The sequence below is a fragment of the Ferruginibacter profundus genome (assembly GCF_054783275.1).
On sequence record NZ_BAAGQW010000001.1, the window covers coordinates 620,130 to 634,702 of the forward strand.

The window sequence follows — 14,573 nt, forward strand, 5'->3', positions numbered from 1 at the left end:
TTAACGAACTTAAATAAATTATTTTACAAAATATTAATTCTTTATAAATAATTTTATTAACTTTCAGTTTTAAATACCATTAACATAAATATATTGCTTGTAAAAAAATCAAAAAAAAGACCGCCGGTATATTGGGTTCCTTCCACCTGGTTTGCAATGGGCTTGCCTTTTGTGGCATTGGCAGCCGCCAGTTCATTAATGTATAAGAATATGGGTATTCCGGATGCCCAGATCGCATTCTGGACCTCACTGATCATGCTTCCCTGGACGATCAAGCCATTGTGGGGCCCTTTTTTGGAGATGTATAAAACCCGGAAATTTTTTGTTTACGCAACACAAATATTTACAGGAATTTTATTTGGTTTAGCAGGCCTTTCGCTTCAACTCGGTCATTTTTTTAGTATTTCCATTGGCATACTTTCTATAATCGCATTTAGTGGTGCCACCCATGACACTGCCGCTGATGGCATTTATCTGAATGAACTGTCACCTGAACTACAGGCAAAATATGTAGGATGGCAGGGTGCTTTTTATAATATTGCAAAAGTATTGTCGGGTGGAGTGCTGGTATATTTAGCCGGTGAACTGGAGAAAAAGATTGGTGTACGCAATGCATGGATGACCGTTATGATGATGTATGGTATCATTATGATTGCATTGGGGGTGTATAATAAAATGGTACTTCCTTCAGAAGAACAATCCCCAAAGGTTCATTCTGTACAGGAAAGTTTAGCAACCTTAAAAGATGTGATCATCACCTTTTTTCAAAAAAAGAATATCTGGTTCAGTTTGTGTTTTATCGTTTTTTACCGGTTTGCAGAAGGACAGGCTATAAAAATAACCCCTCTTTTTTTTAAAGCTGCAAGAGCGGAAGGAGGATTGGGTTTATCTACTTCACAAATCGGCGTTTTATATGGTGTATTCGGCTCTATTGCCTTTGTATCAGGTTCAATCATTGCGGGGTATTTTGTATCTGACAAGGGACTCACTAAAAAAACATTACTTATTCTTTGTGCCTTTTTTAATGTGCCATTTGTAGCTTATGCATTCCTCGCCATCACACTTCCAGCAAACTTATACGTTATCGGCAGCGCAGTGGCCATCGAATATTTTGGTTATGGATTCGGGTTTGTTGGCCTGATCCTTTTTATGATGCAAAACATTGCACCGGGTAAATATAAAATGGCCCATTATGCATTTGGCAGCGGTTTAATGAACCTTGGTTTTATGATCCCTTCCATGGTTAGTGGATTTGTAAGCGATTACCTGGGATACAAAGAATTTTTTATCTGGGTACTGGTAGCCACCATTCCGGCATTTTTAGTAACCTGGCTTGTACCATTGCGAAAAGTGGCAGATGAACCCGAGATTTCTGAGCCTGCAGCTGAAGAAAAAATGTAAACTTAAAATGATGAAACAATTACCTGCGCTGGTCTTTAGTTTGGTGAGTTCGCAATTTACGGTAGCTCAAAATACTTACGATACAACTTATGCTTCAACCTACTATCAGCAAAAAGTGACATTATTTCGCCTGCTTCCTGATACAAAACATGAGATCATTTTTTTAGGTAATAGTATTACTGATATAGGGGAGTGGGGAGAGATCTGGCAAAATAAAAATGTAAAGAACAGGGGCATATCAGGTGATAATACTTTTGGCGTACTGGCAAGGTTAGACGAAGTGATGTCTTCAAAGCCAGAAAAAATATTCATCATGATCGGTATCAACGATATTTCAAAAGATACGCCTGATTCGGTGATCATCAACAATTACAAAAAAATTATCCGGCAGATCAGGGCAAGCTCACCCGCTACCCAATTATATGTGCAGAGTATCTTACCCACCAATAATGAATTTGCAGATTTTCAGAAACACCAGAATAAAGACAAACACATTCGTTTTATAAATGCTTATTTGGATAAATTTTGTAAGGATGAAAAAATAACATTTGTCGATTTGTACAGTTCCTTTTTAGATAGCACAGGGAAATTGGATAAGCAATATACCAATGACGGTTTGCATATTAATGGACCGGGGTATATGAAATGGAAAAAGCTGTTGATTGAAAAAGGCTGCATGAAATGATTTTAAAAAATGCACATTAAATTATGATGTATGCTCATTACAGGAACATTTATTGATGAAATCAGTCATGATATACCCCATCAGAACTGGGGTGCTAAAGAATGGGAAAAAGATTTTGAACACATGAAATCGACAGGTATTGATACGGTGATTCTGATCAGGTGCGGTTACCGGAAATTTATGACCTACCCATCGAAATACCTGCAAAATAAATACCAGTGTTACCAACCGCCGGTTGACCTGGTAGAGTTGTTTTTATCATTGGCAGATAAGCACAACATGCAATTTTATTTTGGCTTATACGATAGCGGACACTACTGGGATACGGGCGTGCTGCAGAATGAAATTGAAGACAATAAGTTTATCATAGAGGAAGCCTGGAACAATTACGGGCATCATCCTTCTTTCAAAGGGTGGTACCTGAGTATGGAGATCAGCCGTAAAACTATAGGCGCCATTGATGCATTCAGAAACCTGGGAACGATGTGTAAGGAAACCAGTAATGGCTTGCCCACTTTTATCTCGCCCTGGATAGATGGTAAAAAAGCAGTGCTGGCAGCCAGCGGGCATCTTACCAAAGCAGATGCGATAAGTGTAGCCGAACATGAAAAAGAATGGAATGAGATCTTTAGCGGTATACAGGGAGCAGTAGACGCAGTTGCATTTCAGGATGGGCACATAGACTATTCGGATCTGGATAGTTTTTTTACTATTAACAAAAAGCTGGCCGATAAATACGGACTGCAATGCTGGACCAATGCTGAAAGCTTTGACAGGGATATGCCTATAAAATTTCTACCTATAAAATTTGAAAAATTAAAGCTTAAGCTGGAGGCTGCACAAAGGGCTGGGTACCACAAAGCCATCACTTTTGAATTTTCTCATTTTATGAGTCCTCAATCATCCTATGTGCAGGCGCATCATTTGTATAACCGGTACACTGAATATAAAAATGAAATCATTAAATTATGAAAAAACTACTGTTAGTTGCTGGCGTTACATTTTTGCTGGTTGCCTGTGTTAAAGCACAAAAAAAACAAGAGGTTATAAAGGGAACATGGATCACTAATGTGGCCAGCGATATTTTAAAATCTAAGAAGAATATTGTTGAAGGGATAAAGCTTTGTAAAAAAAACGGCATTAATAATATTTATGTGGTGGTTTGGAACAACGGTGTTACTATGTATCCCAGCAAAGTAGTGGAAGCCTATATTGGTGTAAAACAATCTCCTGCATTTACTAACAGGGATCCTTTAAAAGAAATTATAGCCGAAGGGCACAAGTCTGGTATTAAAGTGCATGCCTGGTTTGAGTTTGGTTTTTCCTATGCTTATAATGATTCCAATTCAATCTGGCTACAGAAATACCCGGGATGGGCAGGCAGAAATAATAAGGGCGAGCTACTGCAGAAAAATAAATTTTACTGGTGGAGCGGTATCAATCCGGAGGTGCAATTGTTTGTAAAAAAAATGATCAGCGAGGTGGTGAACAACTATGCTGTAGATGGTGTGCAGGGCGATGACCGTTTGCCTGCAATGCCAGCTGAAGGCGGGTATGATGCCTGTACTATGCAGCTGTATGCAAAGGAACACAATGGACAGGCTCCTCCTCAGGACGCTAAAGATTCATCCTGGTTGCAATGGAAGGCTGATCAGTTAAGTGCGTTTGGTAAAACAATCTATCAAACAGTAAAAGCTATGAAACCAGGCTGTATTGTTTCCTGGGCGCCCAGTATTTATCCCTGGTGCAAGGAGCAATATTTGCAGGATTGGCCTAAGTGGTTAAAGGAAGGCTATGCAGATTATATTATTCCGCAATTGTACCGCTACAAGATTGAAGATTACGAAAAGGTGCTGAAGGAATTAGACGTTTTGGTTACACCGGCTATGAAACATAAAGTATTTCCGGGCATTTTAACTTCTTTAGGTGATGGCTATCAATCCACCCGTGAGTTAACCGATCAAATGATACAACTCAACAGGAAATACGGATTTAAAGGAGAAGTGTTTTTTTATTTTGAAACGCTTTATCGCATGAAAGGTAAATTTTATAATAAATAATTTTTTTACAAATGAATACATTGATGGCAATGAAACGAATTTCTTTTTGCTGCATGATTTTTATGCTATTGGTAGCATCGTTATCCTGTTCTAAAAAAAGCAGTCCCACCAATACAGGACAACCAGTTTCCATTCCTGTAACTCCATTAATAAATTTACCTCAAGGTTGGAAATATTCACCCGGCTATTCAGGAGCACTGCCTTATGGTATGCAGGTATACACTTTTGACAGCATTTTTGCCGGGCGCAATACCAAGGCATATTGCCTTGCCTATGATAGCAAAATCAGTGGCTTTGAGTTTAAACCAACACTGTCAACTACCGCCAGGAAACCAAGCGATTTTTTTGCCCAGGAACCTGGTGTGGTATATGCCAGTATTAATGGTGGGTTCTTCGGGGGCAATCAATCTTATAGCCTGGTAAAATATAACAACGTTGTTGGTGCTGTCAACATAAAGTCAGTTAACAGAAACTTTAATGGCAATAATGTACCTTATTATCCAACAAGGGCGGCATTTGGGGTAAATAGTTTAGGCGTTCCCGGTATATCATGGATTTATCATGTAGGTGCAGGAAACGAGAATATTTTTAGTTATCCAAATCCCAGTCCAAATGTGGAAGGCAGCCAGCCTCAGCAGGTACCTGCAGAAACTTTTCCTGCGGGGGGAACAGCCTGGGATGTGGTAAGTGCAATTGGTGGTTCACCAGTGTTATTACAAAACGGAACTATTAATATTACTGATAAAGCCGAACTGATCAACATAGATAATAGCACTTCAAGAGCCCGTTCGGCAATAGGGTATAATGATAACAGGATTATTATGATATTGGCTGTGGAAGGTGTGGAAAGTACCAATCCTTTGCAAACCTATGTAGGGCTAAACCTGGCAGAACTTGCTGCCATGCTGCAAAGCCTGGGATGTTCCAATGCCATAAACCTTGACGGAGGCGGGTCCACCTCAATGGTAATAGGGAATAAACTAACGGTAAGGCCTAGCGACAGTGGAGTAGAAAGGCCGGTAATGAGTGTTATACTTATTAAAAAGAAATAAGGTGTTGAAAAAGCAGATAACTTATTTCATATGCTCTTTTATATTACTGGGGCAATCGGAAGCGCAAAAACAAGTTAGCTTTCCATTTGCTTCAAAACAAACGAGAGATGCTGTAGCGGGTAACCTGCTTACTCAAATTAAAGCTACGATAGTGTTGCCGGTAAACGATTCTACTTTAAGAAAATATACCGGCGCTTTTTGGGCCATGGAGTTGATGCTGTACCGTCCTGCAGGATATGATAAAAAAATACCCGGTCAGCTATTGCAATTGCCCTTTTTTCAGCCGGATTTTCAAAGGGCATACCTGGAAATGCTTTACACATTATATACCAGGCAATTTGCAAATGAAGTAAGCCGGGTATGGGAACAACTGGCCAACGATAAAGTGAAAGCAATGGCGCTGGAATATCTTGCAAGTAATAATATTTTTCCTAAAACTTCCGGACTCGATGCTTTTTTAAATACCGCTTACGGCAAAATATACCAGGAGCGATGGAAAGTAAAGAAAAAGGCGATACCATCAAAGAGTGCTTTTTTAGATACTGGTTTTCTTCGTGGTAAAACAGTTGTTTGCAGTTTTCAGTCAGCAGACAGAAACCGCCCGGGATATTTAATGATACGCAATGAAAAGAGCCAATGGGTAGCGGATAGCAATGGCAGGCCTTTACAATTTACACAGCTGGCAAGGTCTATCAGCAACTTACCCTATTATATCAGTAACGGCAACACGCCACAAGGTTTGTATAAAGTTACCGGCCTGGATAGTTCTGATAATAACTGGATCGGACCAACCACCAACCTGCAAATGCTGTTGCCATTTGAAAATGGCAACTCAGTTTTTTTTGAAACAGATACAGCATTTATTACGCACTATAAAAAAATGCTCGGGCCACTGGCAAAGTATAGCGCTTTGATGGAAAGTTTTTGGGCGGGCCGGCTGGGGCGTTCGGAAATTATTGCGCATGGTACTACTATTGATCCGGCCTTTTACAGTAAACAACAATATTATCCCAACACACCATCAATGGGTTGTCTTTGCAGTCCTGAATTATGGGATGTTAATGGAGAAAGGATATTTAGCGTACAAATGGAATGGATCAATGCAATAAAAAAAATGGATAAACTACCGGGTTATTTAGTGGTAGCTGAGGTAAAAGATCTGTAGGTTTTTCTTAAATAATACAGCCGCCGGAATTTTAACCGGCAGGAACATTAATAAAATAATAATTTATGCATTCAACTTTTAATGAAACACTAGCGGTGGTAAATCAAAAACGCATCAATCTCAGTGATAGTTTTGAAAAGATTCCCTGCGAAATTTTTCCTGATGCAATAACGGGATCCCAATATGTTGCCCGTAAGATTGCGCATTTAATTAAAGAGAAACAACAAATGGGAATGCCTTGTGTGCTGGGTTTGGCAACAGGATCAACACCTATAAGTTTATATGCAGAACTGGTTCGGCTGCATCGGGAAGAAGGGTTGAGTTTTAAAAACGTAATCAGCTTTAACCTGGATGAATATTTTCCTATAGAAAAAAAAGCGCTGCAGAGTTATCACAGTTTTATGCATCGGCTGCTTTTTAATCATGTGGATATTTTACCTGGCAATGTTCATATACCCGATGGAAATTTATCTAAGGACGAAGTAAAAAAACATTGTCTGGCTTATGAATTACAGATTGAAGCTGCAGGAGGTATTGATCTTCAGGTATTGGGTATTGGTAATAACGGGCATATTGGGTTTAACGAACCTGGCTCCGGTATATTTTCCAAAACAAGATTAGTAAATCTTGAAAATTCTACCCGTATTGCAAATGCTTATGAATTTTCAAATATTTCGGAAGTGCCCCGTATGGCTCTTACAATGGGGCTTAACACTATCCTGAAAGCAAAGAGTATCGTTTTAATGGCGTGGGGGTCTGCTAAAGCCCCTGTTATTCAAAAAGCAGTAGAAGGACATGTAAATGAACAGGTGCCGGCAAGCGTTTTACAGCAACATGGGGATTGTGTTTTTGTTATGGACGAAGCAGCTGCAGTTGAACTTACCAGGAATAAATCTCCCTGGTTAACCGGAGAATGTGAATGGACGCCTGCGATGATCAGAAGAGCTGTTGTGAATATGGCGCTTAAATTACATAAGCCCATACTTTCACTTACCAACCAGGATTATAATGAATTCGGGCTTGCAGATCTGCTGGTAGAAAAAGGAGATGTGTATGAAATTAACCTGCAGGTTTATTATATGCTTAGGGATTCAATTACAGGCTGGCCGGGAGGTAAACCCAATAGTATTATTCCCGGACATCCGGAAAGGCCAATGCCGTTTCCAAAAACCGTATTGATTTTTTCTCCGCATCCTGATGACGATATAATCAGTATGGGTGGAACATTTCAACGTTTACACGAGCAGGGGCATGATGTGCATGTTGCCTATCAGACTTCTGGCAACATTGCGGTAACTGATGAATTTGTAACGAGGTTCATTGATTTTGCCGTTGGCTTTGAACAAATCTCCGGAATAGATACCAGCCATTCAGGAAAAATACTTTCAGATGTAAGAAGTTATCTCGCCTCAAAGAAAAAAAACTTTGTTGACTCGCCGGAGATCAGGGAGATAAAAGGTTTGATACGCCGCTGCGAAGCTAAAGCCACCTGCAGGTATGTGGGCATTAGTGATGATAATATTCATTTTCAAAACCTGCCGTTTTATGAAACAGGAACCGTTGAAAAAGCGCCGATGAGTAAAGAGGATGTGGATATTACAATAAAACTCTTACGGGAAGTAAAACCGCACCAGGTCTTTTGTGCAGGCGATCTTGCAGACCCTCATGGCACCCATAAAGTTTGCCTTGATGTAGTATTTGAAGCGTTAAGGCAAATAAAAGCAGATGGAGATGCATGGTTGAATGATTGTTGGCTTTGGTTGTACAAAGGAGCATGGCAGGAATGGAATATTGAAGAAATTGAAATGGCAATCCCTATGAGCCCGGACCAGGTTCAGAAAAAAAGATATGGCATATTTATTCATCAATCGCAAAAAGATATGGTTCCTTTCCAGGGTAGCGACAGCAGGGAGTTTTGGCAACGTGCGGAAGAGAGAAATAAAAATACCGCTGATTTGTATGCACAACTTGGACTGACCCAGTATGAGGCGATGGAAGCTTTTGTGCGATATAGATTTTAAGTGCAATTGTCAAGGCACTGTTTTTAACAGTCGGGGAAATGCCTGTTTTGGAATACTATTGTTTACAAGCGGATTAATTTTCAGCCGGAATGGCAATGCCAGGGAGTATACAATGCAGGACTATTATTAGAAAATCAATGAAGCCCTCTCATTGCTTGAAATTAACGGTTGCATTGGCTAATGGTATTTTATCTGTACCAAAAAACAAGCCATTACTACCCGGCGTATGCCATTTTGGAAGTGGAGCGAATGTAATAATAGTTTTGAGGAAAAAGACATTATACTATATGCAAATGATTTTATAAAACCGGACAGGTATTTTCTCAATAAATAAAATCAGCAATGGCATGCTATTCAAAATAGACGGGTGATGGATGCCATTCCCGGGAATTTACCTTAATATTTTCCCGTCCAGGAAAAATGCCGGTCGTAAATTATCTTTTTTTTACTCTGTATATGATTTAAAAATGCTTTTGCTACAACAGACATTTTCTTTTGCTTTAGCCAAACCAACCGCCAGTTTTCAACTAACGGTAGCCCTTGTACGGGAATAATAATGATGGCTTTTTGCTGTAATTCGTTTTTAATGCTCAAAATAGATAGTATAGAAAATCCCAGCCCGGCCATAACTGCCTGTTTTACTGCTTCATTCGAAGTCAGTTCAAATCTTACTTTAGGAACGATGTGGGCTTTTTGAAAATATTGTTGCATCGTAACCCTGGTTCCGGAACCTTCCTCCCTGTAAATCAGTGGCAGTTCATCAAACACTGATTTATTCATACGCCTGGTTATTTTTAAACCGCTGTCAGTAGCGCCAGCCAAAAAAAGTTTATTGGGTAATAATATCTCCTGCTCAAGATCCAGATTTGCAGGTAACACTGATACCAGCGCAAAATCCACCTCATTGTTTTGCAGGCTTTCAATTACGTTGGTTTTATTGGTTACATCCATCATCAAATCAATGGAGCCGTTTGCCTTTAAAAAATCATTCAGGTAATAGGGCATCACATATTTTCCGGTAGAGGCCACTGATATTTTCAAACGGCCGGATAACATACCTTTAAAACTATGGGTGCGGTAATCAATATTGGCTACTTCCTGTAAAATTTTATCCGCAATCTGGTACAACTCCTGGCCAAATTGGGTAATGTATATTTTTCTGCCAATCACTTCGGTTAAAGGAATATCAAACTGGTCCTGTAAATTCTTTAACTGGATAGATACGGCAGGCTGGGTCATATTCAATGCTGCGGATGCCCTGGTAACACTTTGATTTTCTACCACCGCCATAAAAACCTTTAACTGGTGAAAAGTATAATTCATAAATATAGTTTATGCTTTCTATAGTAAAGATAAATGAAAGTATATGGATTTTCCTACAGATTTTTGCGTCACTAAAAAATTAACCCATGACAAAAATTACAGTTGCTAAAGGGGATGGCATTGGTCCGGAGATTATGGACGCCACCTTAAAAATCCTGCAGGCTGCAGGCGCTCAGATTGACATCGAAGAAATTGAAATTGGGGAGAAAGTTTATTTAAGCGGTAATTCAGCAGGTATAGCTCCGGCTGCCTGGGAATCGCTTCGGAGAACCAAAGTATTTTTAAAGGCACCTATCACCACGCCGCAGGGTGGGGGTTATAAAAGCCTGAACGTAACTACCCGGAAAGTGTTGGGCTTATATGCCAATGTGCGGCCCTGCGTTTCTTACCACCCTTTTGTACAAACCAAACACCCGGTGATGAACGTCGTGATCATAAGGGAAAATGAAGAGGACTTGTACGCCGGTATAGAGCACCGGCAGACCGATGAAGTGGTGCAATGCCTGAAACTGATTTCGAGACCCGGAACTGAAAAAATTATCCGTTACGCATTTGAATATGCCAGGGCCTACAACAGGAAAAAAGTGACCTGCTTCACCAAGGACAATATCATGAAAATGACGGATGGCCTTTTTCATAAGGTTTTTGATGAAGTAGGAAAAGAATATCCCGATCTGGAAAAAGAACATTGGATTGTAGACATTGGTGCTGCAAAATTAGCAGACACTCCGGAATTGTTTGATGTTATCGTAATGCCCAATTTATATGGTGATATATTAAGTGATGTGGCGGCACAGATCACTGGTTCAGTAGGCCTTGCGGGCAGTGCGAATATAGGGGACGGTTTTGCCATGTTTGAAGCCATTCATGGTTCTGCCCCACGCATTGCCGGTAGTAACAAGGCTAACCCATCAGGTTTATTATTAGGCGCTGTGCAAATGCTGGTGTATATCGGTCAAAAAGAGGTGGCGGAAACAATACAAAATGCATGGTTGAAAACATTGGAAGAGGGTATCCATACTTATGATATTTATAAGGAAGGAACTTCAACATCAAAATTGGGTACCAGCGAATTTGCAGATGCGGTGATTGAAAGACTAGGGCAAAGGCCGGGCACTCTGCAGGCCGTTGATTATTCTAAATCTGTCGCAGGGTTTAATATAAAAATCACACCACAACCAGCAGCCGTAAAAGAACTGGTAGGGGTAGACGTCTTTCTTCATGCGAAAGATATTTCCGCTGATGCTATTGCGCAAAAAATTGATGCGGTGAGGAAAGATACTTTGCAATTAAGTATGATCACCAACCGCGGCACCAAAGTTTGGCCCAACGGTTTTCCCGAAACATTTTGTACCGATCATTGGAGGTGCAGGTTTAAAAGTGCAGGTAATAAAGTACTCCAATACCAGGATATACTGGATGTACTGCAACAAATCAATGAGCTGCCATTGAATATTATTAAAACAGAAAACCTTTATTTATTTGATGGTGAGCCCGGTTTTACAGCAGCACAAGGTCAATAATTTATTCAACAATAAAAATCATAATAATGGAAATACAACTGATCAGTGGCACATTTACGGTGGCAGAAGCAGAAGAACTTTTAACCGCCATTTTTAAAACTAAGATTGCTTTTCACGAAAATAAAATAAGAACTATCCATGAATCGGAAGAAGATATCAAACATTCTGAAAGCAGGATTAAGCAACTGGAACAAACCCTTAGAGATACTATAAAGAAAATAAAGGAGCAAGGACAGACCCATACCAACCTGAATGCTCACATAGAAGTTTCTACCAGGAAAATTTATGGGCAATAAATAAAATAACAAACAAGCAATAATGTACCAGCACCTGTGATTGTATCAAGTCAATGGTTAAAATTGAACGGATTGGATTCGTTTACAAATTCCGTAATAAGCGAAGAATTGATTTTTTGGGGAAATTGAATATCAACTCATCGCAGGCATTATAATGGTCTTGTCATCGCGGCAAATTAGATCTCTGCCAATGCAGAGGTTTAATTTGCCGCATTTTGTGAACTTATTACAAAGCAAATACCGTATCTGTTAACTCAAATATTACCTTGCTGAAACTATTTTATTGTTCGGTCTTCTTTACTCATGCGAATCAAAATCAGCACCAGGTCAGCCAAACTCTTAGCAAAAACGAGTACAAATGCCATTGCGTAATTCAACACTTCGGTCTGCGACCAGAATACAAAAACATATCCTATGATGCAGAAGAGTGTAAAATAAACAGCTATTAACCGGTAGTATACCTCTTTGATAACAACATCCTGTGCTGTTTTATTTTGAGGCCTGGCTCTGTATAAAAAAATAACGAATTGAATCCAATAAATCAAGGTGACGCCTGTTATTTGTCCGTAAGTAATATTGGTTGCCATGGAAGCACTTTTGGGATCAGACATAAATGCTACATATAAATAGAAGCCAATTAAGGAAACCCAAAACCAAAAGCTGAAGCTACCGGCATTTTGCCAGCGTTCTTTTGCCGAAGCTGCTTTTGCAAACCCCAGCAGCAATATCAGGTTGCATAACCAGTAATTAACCATCTCCAGCATAAAATAAAAAAGGATAGCACCTGGTAACCATTTAAAGAAAATAATGCCGCAACAAGGAATTAAAATACTCAACAAAAATTGTTGAAACATCGATAAGCGGAGAAATTTTATTACTATTTGAAGTAAGGAGAGCATATCAATTAAAATGTTTGCTGCCAGGGGTTGTACTTCAGTACCTGATAATGCAAAAGTTCGTTTTAATATTCATTCAACCTGCCCATAACAACTTGCTTGTACAACCGGCCTATCGGAACCTCCGAGTCTTTCAGCTTAATGGATAGATTACTATAACCGGAGACCTTGTCTAATGAAATAATGTAGGATCGGTGAACCCGCAAAAATTTATGCTCTGATAACAAGTTTTCTATCGATGTAATGGATTGTCGTACCAGCAGCTTTTTGCCATCATTCAGGAATATCGTTACATAGTCTTTACAACTTTCAATATATTTTATTTCGTTGATAAAGACTTTATTCATGCCTTTATCCATCTTCACGTAAACAAAAGCTTCTGCAGGTGAAATCGGTTCAATGAATGCAGAGGTCGTTTCATTACCCACAATGCGGTTCAGTTTAGTTACCGCTTTTAAAAAACGTTCAAAAGAAACGGGTTTCACTAAATAATCTACCGCATCCAGTTCAAAACCATCTACCGCATATTCCCTGTAGGCGGTTACAAAAATTACTTTGGGCGGATGCGCCAGGTTTCTGAAGAACTCCGTACCAATGACCCGGGGCATTTTTATATCAAGAAAAATAACGTCTACTTTTTTCTGCCGCAAAACTTCGATAGCTTCAAGAGCATTATTACATTGCCCTACGATTTCTAAAGCTGCTATATCGTTGATATACCTCGCTAAAATATTCAAAGCAGGTGGCTCATCATCTATAAGCAGGCAGCGAATCTTCATATTTCAGCGATTGTGAAATGACCGGTTGTTTCATCTGATAAATAGCGGCGGTATTACCGATTAATTGGATGGTAAGAGAGACCACATAAAAATTACTTTCCTCCGTAATTTTCAGTTCATGATGGCCAGGATAAATAAATTCGAGCCGTTTTTTTACATTTTCAATACCAATACCATTTTTTCTTTGCGGAGCAAACTCATTTTTACTGTTAGCGATCTTCGCTTTCAGTTTATTTTCTTTTACAGATATATCCACCGTTAACCAGGATTTTTCTATTTGTTCGGAAGTACCATGTTTAAACGCATTTTCTATAAAAGGAATCATCAATAAAGGAGCAATGAAAATATCCTGTATGTCTCCCTCTGCATTCCAGGAAATATCAATTTTATCACCGTATCGCTCCCGTTCTAATTCGATATAATTTTTCATTATATCCAATTCTTTTTCGAGCCTTACTTCTGCTGCCCGGCAATCATACAGCATATAACTTAAAAGGTTCGAAAGTTTTAAAATCAATCCCGGAGTTTTGGGTGAGCTTTCTAAGGAAAAAGAATAGATATTGTTTAAGGTGTTAAATAAAAAATGTGGGTGCACCTGCGCTTTTAATAATTGCAGCTCTGCCGTAACTTTCTCCTGCTGTGCATTAAGCCAGTCCTTTTGCTTAAAATCCCAGTACTTAAAAAATTTTATGATCATAGGGATTGCTGCTGAAGTAGTGATACATAAAAAACACCAGGCCAGTGGGCCTTTGGGCAATACATAGTCCGGGTTCCTCATCTCCTGAATAGGTATCACAAAATAATCTTTGTACCATACGTCCAGATAGAAACCTGCTATTCCCCAAAGAAGTATTAATAACAAAAACTCGAATATTTTACCTCTTAATAAGAAGTATGGAACTGCCCAGTAAGCCATTGGGTAGCCATATAAAATAAAAAAGGGTATCCACATAAACATATTAACTACCTCCATGCCAAACGAACCGGGGGCACCAATAGCTATCCAAAAACCGGCCCAAAGTAACGTATGTATAATCCAGTAGGTAACATGACGCAACACTTTGTAGCGGGGAGAAAAAACAAAATCGTTATAAAGGAAGATATTAATGGATTGCAACAGCCTGTTCATCTGCTAATCAATTTTAGTGTTTTTGCCCTGTCAAAACTTTTAAAAAATAAATCACTCTTTCTGCTCAAAGTTAAATAATCGTTAGCCATTTATAAACAATAAAACGACCAATTACCCTTTTTTCCGACAAACAACATTTTTGACCTTTTAAAACCATGTGTTGCCATTTATGGCTTTATATCCGGAAATATTTCGTTTAAGCGATTAGTTTTTAGAATCACGAAATTCTGCTTTTATTTTAGC

The 14,573-nt window shown here is 39.2% G+C and carries 13 protein-coding genes; 9 read left to right on the forward strand and 4 right to left on the reverse strand.

Annotated elements, in window-relative coordinates; genetic code table 11:
- Positions 1-93: 93 nt before the first annotated feature.
- The 7 genes from ACYVM0_RS02400 to nagB all read left to right on the forward strand — a co-directional run bounded on the left by ACYVM0_RS02400 (position 94) and on the right by nagB (position 8,384).
- Positions 94-1,401 carry an MFS transporter gene (locus ACYVM0_RS02400; protein WP_460551913.1) on the forward strand — a complete coding sequence of 436 codons (1,308 nt, stop codon included), beginning with the start codon at positions 94-96 and terminating at the stop codon, positions 1,399-1,401.
- A 7-nt stretch (positions 1,402-1,408) separates the two neighbouring features.
- Positions 1,409-2,086 (forward strand): GDSL-type esterase/lipase family protein, encoded by a 678-nt coding sequence (locus tag ACYVM0_RS02405; protein WP_460551916.1) that lies wholly within the window; start codon positions 1,409-1,411, stop codon positions 2,084-2,086.
- A gap of 30 nt (positions 2,087-2,116) precedes the next feature.
- A complete protein-coding gene (locus ACYVM0_RS02410) occupies positions 2,117-3,058 on the forward strand; it encodes a DUF4434 domain-containing protein (protein WP_460551919.1) in 942 nt (313 codons plus the stop codon).
- Entirely contained in the window at positions 3,055-4,146 is a 1,092-nt protein-coding gene (locus tag ACYVM0_RS02415) for a glycoside hydrolase family 10 protein (RefSeq protein WP_460551922.1), read from the forward strand. Before ACYVM0_RS02410 ends, ACYVM0_RS02415 begins: the two co-directional genes overlap by 4 nt.
- Before the next feature lie 29 nt (positions 4,147-4,175).
- Positions 4,176-5,198 (forward strand): phosphodiester glycosidase family protein, encoded by a 1,023-nt coding sequence (locus tag ACYVM0_RS02420; RefSeq protein WP_460551925.1) that lies wholly within the window; start codon positions 4,176-4,178, stop codon positions 5,196-5,198.
- 4 nt (positions 5,199-5,202) lie between these two features.
- On the forward strand, positions 5,203-6,363 hold the full coding sequence (locus ACYVM0_RS02425) for a hypothetical protein (RefSeq protein WP_460551928.1): 1,161 nt from the start codon (positions 5,203-5,205) through the stop codon (positions 6,361-6,363).
- 65 nt (positions 6,364-6,428) lie between these two features.
- Positions 6,429-8,384 carry a glucosamine-6-phosphate deaminase gene (nagB, locus tag ACYVM0_RS02430; protein WP_460551931.1) on the forward strand — a complete coding sequence of 652 codons (1,956 nt, stop codon included), beginning with the start codon at positions 6,429-6,431 and terminating at the stop codon, positions 8,382-8,384.
- A gap of 396 nt (positions 8,385-8,780) precedes the next feature.
- Here the strand turns inward: nagB and ACYVM0_RS02435 are convergent, their stop codons facing one another.
- Positions 8,781-9,707 carry a LysR family transcriptional regulator gene (locus tag ACYVM0_RS02435; protein WP_460551934.1) on the reverse strand — a complete coding sequence of 309 codons (927 nt, stop codon included), beginning with the start codon at positions 9,705-9,707 and terminating at the stop codon, positions 8,781-8,783.
- A gap of 86 nt (positions 9,708-9,793) precedes the next feature.
- Here ACYVM0_RS02435 and ACYVM0_RS02440 point away from each other — a divergent pair, with 86 nt between their 5' ends.
- Positions 9,794-11,230, forward strand: a complete 1,437-nt coding sequence (locus ACYVM0_RS02440) for an NADP-dependent isocitrate dehydrogenase (protein ID WP_460551937.1) — start codon at positions 9,794-9,796, stop codon at positions 11,228-11,230.
- Between the two features lie 26 nt (positions 11,231-11,256).
- On the forward strand, positions 11,257-11,526 hold the full coding sequence (locus ACYVM0_RS02445; RefSeq protein WP_460551940.1) for a hypothetical protein: 270 nt from the start codon (positions 11,257-11,259) through the stop codon (positions 11,524-11,526).
- A 275-nt stretch (positions 11,527-11,801) separates the two neighbouring features.
- On the opposite strand, the gene ACYVM0_RS02450 is transcribed toward ACYVM0_RS02445, so the two are convergent.
- The 3 genes from ACYVM0_RS02450 to ACYVM0_RS02460 form a co-directional block, all read right to left on the reverse strand.
- A complete protein-coding gene (locus ACYVM0_RS02450; RefSeq protein WP_460551943.1) occupies positions 11,802-12,380 on the reverse strand; it encodes a DUF6498-containing protein in 579 nt (192 codons plus the stop codon).
- Between the two features lie 107 nt (positions 12,381-12,487).
- Complete coding sequence (locus ACYVM0_RS02455) at positions 12,488-13,201, reverse strand: LytR/AlgR family response regulator transcription factor (RefSeq protein WP_460551946.1); 714 nt, start codon at positions 13,199-13,201, stop codon at positions 12,488-12,490.
- Positions 13,173-14,330: a sensor histidine kinase gene (locus ACYVM0_RS02460; protein WP_460551949.1), complete on the reverse strand. Its 1,158-nt coding sequence runs from the start codon at positions 14,328-14,330 to the stop codon at positions 13,173-13,175. Before ACYVM0_RS02460 ends, ACYVM0_RS02455 begins: the two co-directional genes overlap by 29 nt.
- Positions 14,331-14,573 lie beyond the last annotated feature (243 nt).

Excerpts from the sequence above, each read along its gene's own strand:
- ACYVM0_RS02405 (WP_460551916.1), top strand. The coding sequence starts at position 1,409 with ATGATGAAACAATTACCTGCGCTGGTCTTTAGTTTGGTGAGTTCGCAA.
- ACYVM0_RS02410 (WP_460551919.1), top strand. The coding sequence starts at position 2,117 with ATGCTCATTACAGGAACATTTATTGATGAAATCAGTCATGATATACCC.
- ACYVM0_RS02415 (WP_460551922.1), top strand. The coding sequence starts at position 3,055 with ATGAAAAAACTACTGTTAGTTGCTGGCGTTACATTTTTGCTGGTTGCC.
- ACYVM0_RS02420 (WP_460551925.1), top strand. The coding sequence starts at position 4,176 with ATGAAACGAATTTCTTTTTGCTGCATGATTTTTATGCTATTGGTAGCA.
- nagB (WP_460551931.1), top strand. The coding sequence starts at position 6,429 with ATGCATTCAACTTTTAATGAAACACTAGCGGTGGTAAATCAAAAACGC.
- ACYVM0_RS02435 (WP_460551934.1), bottom strand. The coding sequence starts at position 9,707 with ATGAATTATACTTTTCACCAGTTAAAGGTTTTTATGGCGGTGGTAGAA.
- ACYVM0_RS02440 (WP_460551937.1), top strand. The coding sequence starts at position 9,794 with ATGACAAAAATTACAGTTGCTAAAGGGGATGGCATTGGTCCGGAGATT.
- ACYVM0_RS02445 (WP_460551940.1), top strand. The coding sequence starts at position 11,257 with ATGGAAATACAACTGATCAGTGGCACATTTACGGTGGCAGAAGCAGAA.
- ACYVM0_RS02450 (WP_460551943.1), bottom strand. The coding sequence starts at position 12,380 with ATGTTTCAACAATTTTTGTTGAGTATTTTAATTCCTTGTTGCGGCATT.
- ACYVM0_RS02455 (WP_460551946.1), bottom strand. The coding sequence starts at position 13,201 with ATGAAGATTCGCTGCCTGCTTATAGATGATGAGCCACCTGCTTTGAAT.
- ACYVM0_RS02460 (WP_460551949.1), bottom strand. The coding sequence starts at position 14,330 with ATGAACAGGCTGTTGCAATCCATTAATATCTTCCTTTATAACGATTTT.